Annotated in this window: 10 protein-coding genes and 3 pseudogenes; 6 read left to right on the top strand and 7 right to left on the bottom strand. The window is 67.6% G+C overall.

Annotated features, from left to right (window positions below; translation table 11 throughout):
• Nucleotides 1–197: 197 nt before the first annotated feature.
• Nucleotides 198–419, top strand: a pseudogene (locus HET64_RS38720) (IS5/IS1182 family transposase); the annotation flags it as partial.
• Between the two features lie 6 nt (nt 420–425).
• Here the strand turns inward: HET64_RS38720 and HET64_RS05215 are convergent.
• A complete protein-coding gene (locus HET64_RS05215) occupies nt 426–1,616 on the bottom strand; it encodes an IS110 family transposase (protein WP_215102808.1) in 1,191 nt (396 codons plus the stop codon).
• Between the two features lie 232 nt (nt 1,617–1,848).
• Here HET64_RS05215 and HET64_RS05210 point away from each other — a divergent pair.
• Nucleotides 1,849–2,149, top strand: a pseudogene (locus tag HET64_RS05210) (transposase); the annotation flags it as partial.
• 320 nt (nt 2,150–2,469) lie between these two features.
• Here HET64_RS05210 and HET64_RS05205 read toward each other — a convergent pair.
• Both HET64_RS05205 and HET64_RS05200 read right to left on the bottom strand, forming a co-directional pair.
• Nucleotides 2,470–3,656: pseudogene (locus tag HET64_RS05205) on the bottom strand (dihydrofolate reductase family protein).
• Between the two features lie 29 nt (nt 3,657–3,685).
• Entirely contained in the window at nt 3,686–5,113 is a 1,428-nt protein-coding gene (locus HET64_RS05200) for a helix-turn-helix transcriptional regulator (RefSeq protein ID WP_215102806.1), read from the bottom strand.
• A gap of 297 nt (nt 5,114–5,410) precedes the next feature.
• Between HET64_RS05200 and HET64_RS05195 the strand changes: the two genes are divergently transcribed.
• A complete protein-coding gene (locus HET64_RS05195; protein WP_251144803.1) occupies nt 5,411–5,959 on the top strand; it encodes an ATP-binding protein in 549 nt (182 codons plus the stop codon).
• Nucleotides 5,960–6,274: 315 nt separating this feature from the next.
• Entirely contained in the window at nt 6,275–6,433 is a 159-nt protein-coding gene (locus tag HET64_RS38715) for a DUF5999 family protein (protein ID WP_251144802.1), read from the top strand.
• 61 nt (nt 6,434–6,494) lie between these two features.
• Here HET64_RS38715 and HET64_RS05190 read toward each other — a convergent pair whose 3' ends face one another.
• The 4 genes from HET64_RS05190 to HET64_RS05175 all read right to left on the bottom strand — a co-directional run bounded on the left by HET64_RS05190 (nt 6,495) and on the right by HET64_RS05175 (nt 11,032).
• Nucleotides 6,495–7,154, bottom strand: coding sequence for an HAD family phosphatase (locus HET64_RS05190; RefSeq protein ID WP_215102832.1), 660 nt, complete (start codon nt 7,152–7,154; stop codon nt 6,495–6,497).
• Nucleotides 7,155–7,225: 71 nt separating this feature from the next.
• Entirely contained in the window at nt 7,226–7,642 is a 417-nt protein-coding gene (locus HET64_RS05185) for a DUF6262 family protein (RefSeq protein WP_215102802.1), read from the bottom strand.
• The gene (locus HET64_RS05180) at nt 7,629–9,917 is read right to left on the bottom strand and encodes a tyrosine-type recombinase/integrase (protein WP_215102800.1); all 2,289 of its coding nucleotides are present in this window, start codon (nt 9,915–9,917) and stop codon (nt 7,629–7,631) included. Before HET64_RS05180 ends, HET64_RS05185 begins: the two co-directional genes overlap by 14 nt.
• Nucleotides 9,914–11,032: a tyrosine-type recombinase/integrase gene (locus tag HET64_RS05175; protein WP_308369813.1), complete on the bottom strand. Its 1,119-nt coding sequence runs from the start codon at nt 11,030–11,032 to the stop codon at nt 9,914–9,916. Before HET64_RS05175 ends, HET64_RS05180 begins: the two co-directional genes overlap by 4 nt.
• A gap of 365 nt (nt 11,033–11,397) precedes the next feature.
• On the opposite strand from HET64_RS05175, the gene HET64_RS05170 reads away from it, so the two are divergent.
• On the top strand, nt 11,398–11,661 hold the full coding sequence (locus tag HET64_RS05170; RefSeq protein ID WP_030717153.1) for a hypothetical protein: 264 nt from the start codon (nt 11,398–11,400) through the stop codon (nt 11,659–11,661).
• Entirely contained in the window at nt 11,658–12,674 is a 1,017-nt protein-coding gene (locus HET64_RS05165) for an MvdC/MvdD family ATP grasp protein (protein ID WP_215102796.1), read from the top strand. The genes HET64_RS05170 and HET64_RS05165 overlap by 4 nt, the downstream gene beginning before the upstream one ends.
• The last annotated feature ends 27 nt before the right edge of the window (nt 12,675–12,701 follow it).

Below are 12,701 nucleotides of genomic sequence, written 5' to 3'. Positions count from 1 at the left end.
CATCGGGCAGCTGTCTGTCAGGGTAAGCGGTGGCACTGACAACGCCCCCGAACTGGTCATTTCAGAATAAGTTCGACTGCACGGCCCGGCAGTTGGGGCTGGCGGCGGCAGAGGTGCACGGGTGTCGGATGAACTTGTGTCTGATGGCCTGTGGGAACGGGTGGCCCCTTGCTGCCTGCGCGCCTGCCGAGGCGATCGGTTGGAGCGGAGTGACGGCCTGGCGGCCCCTGCGGGACTGGGCCGAAGCTGGTGTGTGGCCTCGCCAGCACGAGATCCTCCTGGCGGAACTGCGAGCGGCGGGTCTGCTGGACATGGACGATGCGGCCGGCGACGGCTCGCACGTCAGAGCTCTCAAGGGGAGGCTCACACCGGACCTTCGCCGGTCGACCGCGCGTCCGGGTAGCAAGCACCTCCTAATGTCGTTGTCAAGCCGCTTCTGTGACGGGAAGTTCATGTTGAAAGCACCGTCCGTCACGAATCAAGGCCCACAGAACGTTCACCCGTCGCCGGGCCAGCGCGAGGACTGCCTGGGTGTGCCGTTTGCCTTCAGCGCGCTTGCGTTCGTAGAAGCGACGGGACGCATCGCAACTGCGGATACTGATCAGCGCGGAGGTATAAAAGACTCGTTGGAGGCCGCGGTGATAGCGCCGAGGCCGGTGCAGATTGCCGCTGACATTGTCGGAGTCCCGTGGTACCGGAGCGACACCCGCGAAGCTGGCAAGGCAGTCGGAGCTGCCGAAACGGCTCATGTCGCCGGCGGTGGCCGCCAGGAACTCGGCGCCCAGCAACGTACCGATCCCGGGCATGCTGGAGATCACCTCGGCGAGCTCGTGCTCGCGGAACCGAGCCGCAATCAGCTTGTCGATCTCCGCGATCTGCTCGTTGAGGCCGATCACCTCCTTCGCCAGGGTATGGATCACTTGCGCGGTGATCTTCTCCCCAGGGACAGCGGTGTGCTGACGCCCAGCTGCCTCCAGGGCTGTCTCGGCGAGGGCATCGGCGCCGCGGACCTTACGGTTCCTGAGCCACGTCTCCAGCCGGGTGCGGCCTGTGCGGCGCAGGGCAGCCGGGGTCTGGTAGCCGCTCAGCAGGATCAGCGGGCCGGCGTTGCCGAGATCGAGTACGCGTTCCAGCGCAGGGAAGATTCCGGTGAGTTGGCCGCGAAGGCGATTAATCCGACGGGTGCGGTCCGCGTTGAGGTCAGAGCGTCGGTCAGTGAGAACCCTGAGCTCGACGACATTCTCTTCGTCAGGCCGCAGGACCGTCAGGTCCCGGCGCATCCGGGCTTGATCGGCGATGACGGTCGCGTCCTTGGCGTCGGTCTTGCCCATGCCCCGATAGCCGGCCGATGCCCGATTGACCGCCAGGCCCGGTATATAGACGAGCCGCTGCCTGTGATTGAGAAGCACGTTGATCCACAGTGCTGCCATGCCGTCGGCGACGTCGACCGCCCAGACCACGTCTTCGGCGAGGGCCAACACATCGCCGAGCAGGGCCAGTAGTTCCGGCTCATCGTTCAGAACCCGCCTCGACATCAACCGCTTGCCCTCGGCGTCCAGAACCACACAATGATGGTGGGTCTTGCCGATGTCCGTACCTGCCCAGATCTGGACCACTAGTTCCTCCGGTCGTAGGCGCCGTGCTCCCGGACGACCTCGCCAGCGTGGTCCTACTCAGCGATCACCCGCAGGGGCCCCGCAGCTCCTAATCATCGGTCGGGTCGTCGTGAGACACCGGGCGGCGAGGTGTTTGGAACCATCGAGGGCAACCACCTGAAAGCCATACCCGGCGTCTCTGGGTCTCTGGACCTTACGACTGGCCCGTCCAACCCACGCAACAACGTAGGACCACCTGAGCACCGATCGGCACCGCGCCCCCTTGGCCGTCTCGCTGACCGGCGGAAACAGGCACGACGTCACCCAGCTGATGCCCCTGCTGGACGCGAATCCCGGCATCTCCGGTGCACGCGGGAGACCGCGTCACCGGCCGGCCCGCCTGTTCGCAGACCGCTGCCACGACTTCGACAAGTGCCGCCGCCTGCTTCGGGCCCGGGGAATCACACCGAGGATCGCTCGCCGCGGCGTCTCGCACGGATCCGGCCTGGGCAAGACCCCGCTGGATCGTCGAACGCACCTTCGCTTGGCTTCAGTAGCTCAGGCGGCTCCGGGCCCGCTACGAGGTACGCACCGACCTCCACAGCATCTGCTCAGCAAGGTCCGGGCGGCCCGGAGCCTGCAGGCACGCGCCACCCACTGGCCCCGGCGGCTGGATTCAGGCAGGGGTTATGGCATGTCAAGGTATGGTCACCCGCTTGAAAAACGCGACTGCACCCGTGATGGCCCGCCACGGCGTCTCCCGCGGCCTCGGACTGGTCAAGTTTCCGTTGGGCGGCGGTTGCGGGGCCTTTGTCACCTGCGAACTTCATTCTGAGGCGAGCAGCGGCCTGATCAGCCATTCCGGTGCAGGGTGTCAGAGCAAGTGCCGGTTGGGTGCCTGTGCGGCGTCCATGAACTCGAGCAGCGCAATGACCGTTACGTCGGCGTCTTCGAGGACCGCGGTGCCGGCGGCATTGGCGACGAAGGTGTCGGGCTCGCTCCAGGCGGTGACGACACGGCGGAGGCCGGAGTCCCGGATGAGCTGGGCACAGGGGAGAGCGCGGGATGCCCGCTGGGAGCAGGGCTCCAGGGAGCTGTAGATCGTGGCGGTGGCGAGTCGAGCATCGGCGGCGGGGAGCTTGGCGAGAGCGCCTTCCTCGGCGTGGTCGTGGGGGTCGCTCTCGCGGGAGTAGCCGCGGGCGAGTTCGGTTCCGTCGGCCGCGACGATGACCGCTCCCACGCTGAAGGCGGTCGTCGAGGGCGGGCAGAGTGCGGCCAGCTCGCAGGCCAGAGCGAGCCAGTCCCGGTCCGCGGTGTTAGGCGTGCGGCCGGTGCCGGGGGCGTCGGCCGCATGGGTGGGGCTCATCTGGGCTCCATCGTGGTGTCCTTGGGTGCGTACCTCAGAAGTACCACGTCACCGATCTGACGAGTCTCCAGGAGCCTGAGCCGAGCGGTGGGGCCGCCGGGGTAGCCCACCGGACCGAGCATGCGTACGGCGTCGGGCTGGCCGACCAGGAGCGGGGCGATGACGAGCTGGAGTTCGTCGGCGAGCGCTGCTTTGAGAAGTTGCGTGTGGATGGTGCCGCCGCCTTCGACCATGAGCCGCTTGACGGCGTACACGTCGCCGAGGGCGTCGAGTGCGGTCGGCCATGTGTCCTCGGCAGGGATGCTCCGAACGGCTGCCAGGTCCCCAAGGTTCGCACGTGCCTTGGCCGCGGACGCGTCGCCGACGGCCAGGACGAGTTTGTCCCCGCCGTGGTGCCAGAACTTCCAGTCGGGATCGAGGTCTCCCGTACCGGTGATGGTGACCTTCAGGGGGTACTCCGGTTGGCCGGCTGCGATTCGGGAGGCCCGGCGGTCTTCCGAGTTGACGAGGAGACGGGGGTTGTCGGCGCGGAGTGTTCCGGCGCCGACGAGGATGGCGTCGACGCTGGCTCGCACGGAGTCGACGCGGTCGAAGTCCTCTTTGTTGGACAGCATGAGCCGGGCCTCGCCCGGGCGGGTGTCGAGGTGGCCGTCGATCGAGACGGCTGCGGACAGCAGGACGTAGGGGCGGGGCACGTTATCTCCAGACGGTGCGAGCAGGTCTGTCAGGCGGGGTGCAGGACGATACGGTCGAGGGAGGCTCGGAACTCGGCCACGCCATCCTCGCCGGATGCGGGGGCCAGCGCCTGGTCGAGATGGTCGAGCTGATGGAAGATCCGCGCGGAGCCGGTCTCGGCGGCGATGCCGACGGCCTGCGCACCGATTCGGGCGGCCAGGGTCATGTTCCCCGTACCCGCGTGGGCACGAGCGGCACGAGCGAGGTAGACACCCCGGTCCCGGCGGTATGCGGGTGGCAGCATCGCTATCGCGTTGTCGAAGTCGGCCGCGGCCTGCTCGTAGGCGCCGAGTGCAGCAAGGGAACGCGCCCGGGCGGTGTTGACGTACGCGGTGTCGAGCCAGGAACCCCAGACGCCGTCGGAGTCCGCGCTACCGAGGAGGGCAAGCGCGGTTTCGTAGGCCCTATGGGCTTCACGGCCTTCTCCGAGCACGGCATGCGCGTGGGCCTCGTGCAGAACGGCGATGACCTCCAGACGGCTTCCGGGCCGGGCGGTGCGTCGGGCAGCGGTGGCGAGTCCGAAGGCGTCTGCGGGATGTCCGGTGTCGAGGGCGAGCTGGGCCTTGCGGGCGAGGATGTACGCCGTGAGATCGGAGTCGCCGGTGATGTGAGAGGCGTCGAGTGCTTTCGCGGTATGACCGTGGGCACTGCGTTCGTCGCCGATGTCTTGGGCGAACCAGCCTGCCAGCTCTTCGTACCGCGTCTCCAATGCGAGGAGCTGCATGGCGTCGATGCCACGGGCGGCTCGGCGTCTCGCGGAAAGAGAGGCCAGATGTTGCTGGAGCGCAGGCAGCACGTGTCGAGGGCCGATGAGGTTGTCAGTCTGGATTATCACTCGGCGGAGCTGCGCGAAATGCTCGAAAGGAGAGCCCATGGTGGCGAGTTCGGTATCGGCCATCGCCGTCGTGGTCGGGACGGTAGTCGCAGCCAGGCCGGCGAGCCCGGAGGCGAGAACGACACGGCGGGGCACGGGCACGAAGAGGATCCTTCCCTGAATTCGGGCGGGGACGACGACTGTGTCCGTGTCGTCTCCGAGCGAGACTGCCTGCCCGAGCCCTCTCGCTGCCAGTGGTCCCATGCTGTTGGCCCCATGGCCCCGCACGTTGGCCCCATGGGTTGCGGTCTCGGCTCTGGACGCGATGCCGGAGCCGTCCTGGGGGGCCTGAAGTGCAGCATCGTCCCAACCTCGAACCAGTGCATCAGCGGCATCGAGCGCCTGGTCAAGGACGACGGCGGCGTGCCGCGGCACGGGACGCTCGGCGCGCTCGAAGCGCCCGAGATGTGAGCGGTCGATCAACGCCTTGTGAGCGAGAGCTCGCTGCGACAGCCGCCGGGCCTCCCGGAACTGGCGCAGCTCGTACCCCCAGCGGTGCCATGGGCCAGCGCCCGGAGTCAGCTCGTTCGGCTGCTGCCCCACGCTTCCTCCTCCACCGCGGACTTCCGTTCGCGCCACTGATGATGCCGATGGCGTCGGCCAGCTCTCGATGGGGCCCGTGGAGCCTGCGTGCGGGGCTCCATCCTGGGACTCCCAACTGAGGCCCCCAGACGCTTTCATCGCTGATATGAGTTGGTCACACGGTAGCCGAACGACGCGTGTGGCAGCTCTGATTCACGTCATGAGCGCGAGAGCCAGCCAATGAAGGACCCCGCGCCTTTCTCTCAACTCGGGAGGCACACCGTGCCCCAGGCACCACACCGGTGTAACACGCTCGAATTGGCCGACACGCCCAACGCCGTGGGCTTGGCGCGGCTGCACACCGTCGATCTCCTCTCCCGGTGGGGCGTGCCCCCCGAAACCGTGGAAACGATACGGCTTCTGGTTTCGGAGCTGGTCACCAACGCTGTGCGGCACCCTAGGGAGCAGGGTCAGTCGACGCAGGTCTCGGCCCTCGCGTCACGGAACACGTCGCAGAGATTCGAGCTGACGCTGGAGAGGCTCTGGGACGCCGTGCGGCTGTCAGTCCGGGACCGTGACGCAAGGCCGCCCGTTCTCAAGCAGGTCGGAGTCGAGGCGGAGGGCGGGCGTGGGATCTTCATCGTCGCGATGATGAGCAGGAACTGGGGCTACCACCCGGCCGTGGGTAAACCCGGCAAGGTGGTCTGGGCCGAGGTCGGCCTCGTTCCCGTTGGCCGAGTCAGTGAGGACGAGAGAGATGCACGCCTTCCCGACCGGCCTCCGTCGGCCGAGCACGGAGTTCCGAGGGCCGCGCCGGCGGACCCGAACTTGCTCGGCCGCGTGCTCGTCGGTGTCAGAGAATTCTGAGCCGTGGCTGCGACAGACGGAGTCGGGCAGGTTCACGTAGGGACGAGGGAGCTGCCCAATGGAAGCGCCACTTGTTAGCCGGAGTGCGGATGGTGAGTCCCGACGAGCAGGCAGTGATAGCCGCGACACCTCGCCACCGGCCGAACCGAGCCGCTTGCCTCCAGGACTCCGCTGTGGCGAGGGAGACGGCTGTCACCTCGTCACCGAAGTGAGATTGCCACATACCCCCTCTCCGGTGTCGGGTGGTGTTCCCCCACGACATCCGGCATCGGAGAGGGTCCAACTACCCGTCGTTCGGAGAGGACGGCGCGTTCGATGTGCCCTCATACCCCGCTGTGTCCCACGGCTGACGCGGCCGACCGCCAGGCCGCCCGCGTCTACACCGCCTGCCACGAGCAGGGGTGGTGCCGACTCTGCAACGGCGTGGTGCAGTTCGAGGTTATGTCGATCTCTCAATCGCAGGGACTGGTCTGACGTGCTGCTTTGCGAGATGGACATGTCGTTTCGGCAGTTCTGGGCGAGAGGCAGTGCGAACTTAGGCGGCGGCGGTCGCCAGCAGTTCGGGCAGGTTGCGCATGTCGTCGAACACGACAGTGCCTGCTCCTTCCAGCCGCGAGGCGGGGGTGAGGCCGCCGCAGTAACCGAAGGCCCGCATGCCGGCGGCCCGAGCTGCCTGCACCCCGTATGCACTGTCCTCGATCACCGCGCACCGCTCGGGTTGCACCCCCATGGAACGTGCGGCGTGCTGGAAGAGGTCCGGTGCAGGCTTGCCTCGACGGACGTCGGTCGCGCTGAAGATGTGGTCCTCGAAGTGGCCCGTCAGATCAGCGATCTCCAGGCTTCGACGAATACCAGCGTGATCACCGTTCGAGGCGACGCAGACGGCAGTGGTGAGACGCCCCAGAACCTCTGCGATGCCGTCGACAGCGGTCAGTTCGGCCTCAAAGGCCGCATCGTAGAGATGCTCGTATTGCTGCTGCCAGCCCTTCTCCAGGCGCCGTCCGAGTCGTTCCTCGACAGCTGCGGTGTAGACCTCGGTGGACGAGCCCACGAACCGCTCGATGATTTCAGCTTCGGTGAACGTGCACCCCAGGTCAGCCATGATCATTGCGTCTACTTTGATGCATATCCTCTCGCTGTCCACCAGCACGCCGTCACAGTCGAAGATCACCAGTTCAACAGGGCTCTGCGTCATGATCGGCAGCGTAGAGGGCGGCCGGTGCAGGCCCTGCGGTGCGTCGGGCAGTCGTCGGTTTTGCCAGAGTTTCACCGTGAGCTCCTCGCACCACCCACCGGCGTGCTCGACAGCGCGCGGAGCCGGCGGATCTCGCCGTGGGCGGTCTCCAGTTTTCGGGTGAGATCGGCGACTTGGCCGCGGAGTTGCCGGTTGCGTTCGAGCGCGGTCTCCAGCCTGCGGTGCAGGGAGGCGTCGCTGGCCGCGTTCCGGGTGCTGCGGTGGAGGGCCGGGACGCGCTGCTGGAGCTGGTTGATCGCGGTGATGAGGTCGGTCTGCGTGTATAGCCAGGACCGGGAGACACCGGCCGCGTTCGCGATGCCGACGACGGTGGGCCGTTCGTTGCGGCGGGCGGCTGCCTTGATGGCTTCTTCGGCGTGCTCGCGTGCTTGTCTGCTGCGGGCCTTCGAGGCTTCGACGAGGAACCGGGCGTTGTCAGCCGGTGGCATCGAGATCGGTCACCTTTCCGCCGGCCACAATCTGTTGCGGTCCAGCCTGTTCGAGGGCGTCGATGATCGTGTCGAGCTTGCCGAGTGTGCGGGTGTTCTTCTCGACGATGCGCGACAGGCCGGCTTGCTCGGCGTCGCCGATGAGCTTGCGGGTCTCTTCCCGCTGACGTCGGTGTTGGTCGAGGAAGTCACCGGTGGTGATGAAGAAGCGGCAGTCCAGGCAGGGGTTCGCGTACTCGCAGTCCGTCTGGATGGGAGCCCCGCAGTAGCCATTGGGGAGGCTGACCTTGGCTCGGACCAGGGACAACCGCATCCAGGTCGCATCGGCGAGCGGATGGTCCACCGGCAGCGCGACGGCTTCGCCTTCGGCGTTGACCTTGAGGGACTTCTCCCAGTGCTCGCGCAGGGTCTTCTGGTGCAGCCGGGCGTAGATGGCCGTCATCTGCGGCGACATGTGGTCGAGCAGCTGCTGGACGATGTGCTGCGGGACGTTGGCGTTGATCAATCGGGTGCCCAGCGTGTGGCGGAACTGGTGGAAGGTTACGCGAGCTGGGCGGCCGTGCTCGTCGATGAGGCGGATGCGCTCCAGCCAGGTCTCCATCTGTTCGCGGCACCAGGTGTCCGAGACGGCCTTGCTGCCGTTGAGGTTGGCCGTCCAGCCGGGGAACAGGAAGCGGCTTCCGGCAGGGAAGCGGGCCTGGACGCGCTTCTGTTGTGCGGCGATCTCGTCGGCGAGGGCCTGGCTGATGGGGAAGAACGCGATGCGGCCGTGGATCTTGTGGTTGACCCAGGTCAGGTATGGGGCGCCAGTGTCGTCGTGGGTGATGCAGTCGAATTTCAGCCGCCGGGCGTCTTTCATGCGCAGGCCGCAGGAGATCAGCAGTGGGACCATGAGGCGGAGGTCGTCGGTGGAGATAAGTGCCAGGCTGGCCGGGTTCTCCATCTGTCGCATCAGGTGCTCGGAGATCCAGCGGGGCTTGGCAGGCGGCGGAGGCGGAGCGTCGTTGTAGATGATGGCGTCTCGCGGCAGGACCGGTTGCCAGTCGTGGGCGCGGGCATCTGCGAGGAATCGGCCGAGCGAGTTGATCGTGGCCCGGCGGGTGAACACATCCGGGTAGTCGACGGCCAGGGCGGCGAGCCACGTCTCGATCCTGGCGCGCGTCAGGTCGGCCGGCGCGGCGTTCGGCGGCAGATGCCCGGCGAGATGGGCCAGGGAGCGCAGGTTCTGCGCGACGGTGTTGACGCTGATGTTCGTGCTGAGGCGCCAACGGCACCATCGTTTGACCAGCTCGCGCAGCCAGGGCTGGGATATGCCACCGAAGCGCAGGTAGCGCGTCTCTCCTTCGGCCAAGGCGAAGTGCCGCAGGTCCCAGATGTCGCGCGGATACTGGTCGGCCCACGGATCATCGGCGATGAGCAGGTGCTCCAGGGCGAAGCGGGTGTCCGCGATGAAGCGGAAGGCCACCACGTTGTGGCCGTGGCGTTTCCCGCCCGGTCCGAGCGGGGCGACGTGGTCGCGCCAGGTGCTCTCGTCCCAGTCCAGGAGGCTGGTGACGGGTGCCTCGCAGGCCCAGGTGACCGCGCGGCGGACGTCGCGGGCGGGGGTGAAGCGCAGCCCCTCGTCGTGCCGGTGTTGCAGACCGAACTGGAACTCCAGGCGCAGGGCGGGGGCCAGCTGTTCCAGGCGGATCTTCGGATCTCCGCGGTGAGCGAGGTCGTCGTACCAGGTGTCGAGGGTCGGTCGGCCGTGCTTGCGCCACCGGTTGTGGTGGGTGTGACACAGCGGAGCGTCGGGGCTGTCGGTCCACCGCGGGCAGTCGGGGAACTCGCAGGTCCGCTCGGCGGACCAGGGCTTGCGCGGCGGTTGATAGAGGGTCCGTCCCAGCCAGGTTCCAAGGGGCGGGCGTTCGGCGTGGGTCCACCGCGAGGCGTGGCGGTGACACAGAGCGTGGGCGGCTCGGGCTCGGTTGCACCCGGCGACCAGGCAGGCCGACACCTGGCGTCGCTGGTGCAGTCGCGCGTCCTCCTGTGCGGACCAGCCATCCAGGTCGACCGGGCGCCCTGCCGCCGCCCAGCGGTGATGGTGGGTGCGACACAGCTTCAGCCTGCCCATCGTCAGCGTCGTCGGGCAGGACGGAATACGGCACTCGCCCGGGAAGAACACCGGGCTGTCCCGCGGCGGACAGAACACCTCGGCCCGGAACTCCGGGCGCACCGTCTCCATCAGCCTGGCCAGCAGGCCGGCGGCGCCTGCACTCGTGCGGGGCGTGTTCACCGGGCCGATGCCCCGTCCTTGATGATCCCGGCCGAGAGGAGTACCCGGCGATGATCCTCGACATCGAGGTGACTGTAAATCTCGGCGGTGGTCTGCGTACTGGCGTGACCGAGGAGCTCGGCCACGACCTCGATCGGCACCTCGGCCCGCAGCAGTCGGGTGGCGTAGGTGTGCCGACAGGCATGCGGCGAGAAGTGCGTGATGCCGGTCCACTTCTGAAGGCGTTTTACCAGTTCATTGACGTTCGCCCGGGTCATTGGCGAGCCGATCGGCGCGCGGAAGAGGTTGGCGAACACGAAGTCGCAGTCCAGCGTGCCGTACTCGCTCTCCATGTAGGCGGCGTAGCGGTCGAACAGCTCCGGCCGCACCGGGACGATCCGTCCCTTCATGCCCTTGACCCTGGCGCGGTTGGCGTTGTTCTCGCGTGGAACGACGTGCACCTCGCCCTTGCGGAGGTTCAGGTCAGCGTGCCGCAGGCCCAGGGCCTCGCTGATCCGCAGCCCCGAGTCGTCCAGGAGCGCGATCAGGAACCGGTCCCGGCGCCGGTTACAGGCGCTCATCAGCCGCTGGAGCTCGTCGTCGGTCAGCGTCCGGGGCGGCTTGCGGTGGGCGTGGATGCGGATCGGGCTGTACTCGACCTCACCTCCTCGCTGGGTGTGCGCCAGCATCGGCGTGTAGGAGCCTGTCGGCCGCCTGGCCAGCAGGTTTCCCAACAGCGCCGGCACGCTCTCATCCCGCCGGGCGTGGAACCGGTAGAAGGACGCGAGCGCGGCCCGCTTCCGCTGCAACGTGGTGTTCTCCAGCGCCTGGCCGACACCCGGCAACACGAACACCTCCGGCGCGCGGGCCGGCTTCGGACGGCGCAGCCAGTCGAAGAACTGCGCGACAACCTCCAACCGCAGACGCCGGAAGTCCAAGCCCATCTGCCCCAGCCAAACGAAGAAATCGCGCAGGTCGTAGGCGTAGCCCTGAACCGTGTTCGGCGATGCACCCCTCGCCGTCAGGTACGCGAGGAAATCCTCCACGTCATCGACGGGCAAGCCGTCGTCCCCCACCACGGTGTACGAGACCGGACCGTCTTCGGACAACCGCAGCCTCTGCACTGCGAACGACACACCACACCCCAGGCCGACATGGACAGGCGAACAGAACCCGTCCATGTAGCACCGAAAGGCCCCGCCATGGCAGCGAGTTGGACATCAAAGACACCCACAAGACTGATGGACATAGTCGAGGACACCGGTGTGCTGCTGCCGGACGGACGACTGATCCCTCCCTGCCGTGACGCTCTCGCCGGTCGGCCCTCGTGACCAACCCGCATCGCCTGGCCAGCAGCCCCGTGCTCCGCCTCCGGGCCCGCGCAATTCTGCGGTGGCTTCTCATCACTCAACACGTTCACGCCCTCAACCTACGAGCCCGTCGGCGACCTGGACCGACTTCTCCGCCCCACTACCCGCTGACCATCCACGAAGGACTTGCCGTGATTCCCGTACCTGATGTTCTCGACGCCGCTCACGTACTGCCGCTGCCGTTGGCCTTGAAGGTGAGCGGGGCGCCCCGGCCGCTGGTCCTGTCCCGTCCGCTGCCGGGCGAGCGCTTCGACGCCGGCCTTCAGGTCCGCGTTGACCGCGACGGAAGCCCGGTGATCCAGAGCGACCAGTGCCGAGCATCCAACACTGGGGTCAGTTTCACGCATCTGCGGCCCGGGGACTGGGTCGTCAGCGATGTGGACGGTGCGGCGTGAGCCCGGTCCGGACCGACGGCGACACCGTCCTGGTCATCACCGACCGGGATTCCGATACCGGGGACGCGGTCACGTTGGCCCTCCAAGACCTCGGTGTCCGCATCGTCCGCTTCGACCTCGCCGATCTGGGCCGCACGGTCAGCGTGAGCGCGCGGTGCGACGGCGGCCGGTGGCAGGGATCGCTCACCGTCAGGTCCCGGGTCACTAAACTGTGCGACGTACGGTCCGTGTTCTGGTGCCACCCGACGCCCCCACGGGTCTGGGTCGACGGTATGCCCCAGGCGCAGACGCAGTGGGCCTCCCAGGAGGCGCTTGCCGGACTGGCCGGAGTGCTCGGCACCTTGGAATGCCTGCACGTCAACCACCCGTCGGACATCCGCCGGGCACAGATCAAGGCCGGTGTGGTCGCTGCCGCTGAACGGGCCGGGCTGACCGTACCGGCCACCTGGATCGGGAGCCTCCCGTCCGGCGCTCGCCGGTTCAACCTCGGCGCCCCGGACGGCATCGTCACCAAGACGCTCACCATCCCGCAGATCACGGAGGACGACCATCACGTCCGCCCGCTCTACACCACGCTGGTGGTGGACAGTGACCTGGACGCCGTCGCGACCGGTATCACCCACCTCCAGCACCGCGTCCTCACCGACTACGCCGTGCGCGCCCACACCATCGGCACCCGGACTATCGCAGTCCGGATCGACGCGCACACCACGGTGGGCCGGACGGACTGGCGAGCCACTCCCGAGTCCCTGACCTATACGCCGATCACCCTCCCCGCCCCGGTCGAGGACGCCCTGAACGCGCTCGTGCAGGGCTACGGACTCTCCTATACGGCCAGCGACCTCCTCGTGGACAACCACGGCAGGTGGTACTTCGTCGACCTCAACCCGGCCGGCCAGTACCGGTGGCTGGAGAACGAACTGCCGGACCTCGGCATCACCCAGGCGCTGGCACAGCTTTTGGCCGGAGAGGCCGAACGTCCCAGGCGGAACGGCCTCACCGCAGCGGCGTAACAGCTCACCTTCAACCGGCCCCATTCC

Source organism: Streptomyces sp. McG3, assembly GCF_018619185.1.
Taxonomy (GTDB): domain Bacteria; phylum Actinomycetota; class Actinomycetes; order Streptomycetales; family Streptomycetaceae; genus Streptomyces.
Note: the sequence above shows the minus strand (reverse complement) of the source record. Positions and strands in the feature narration are given on the sequence as shown.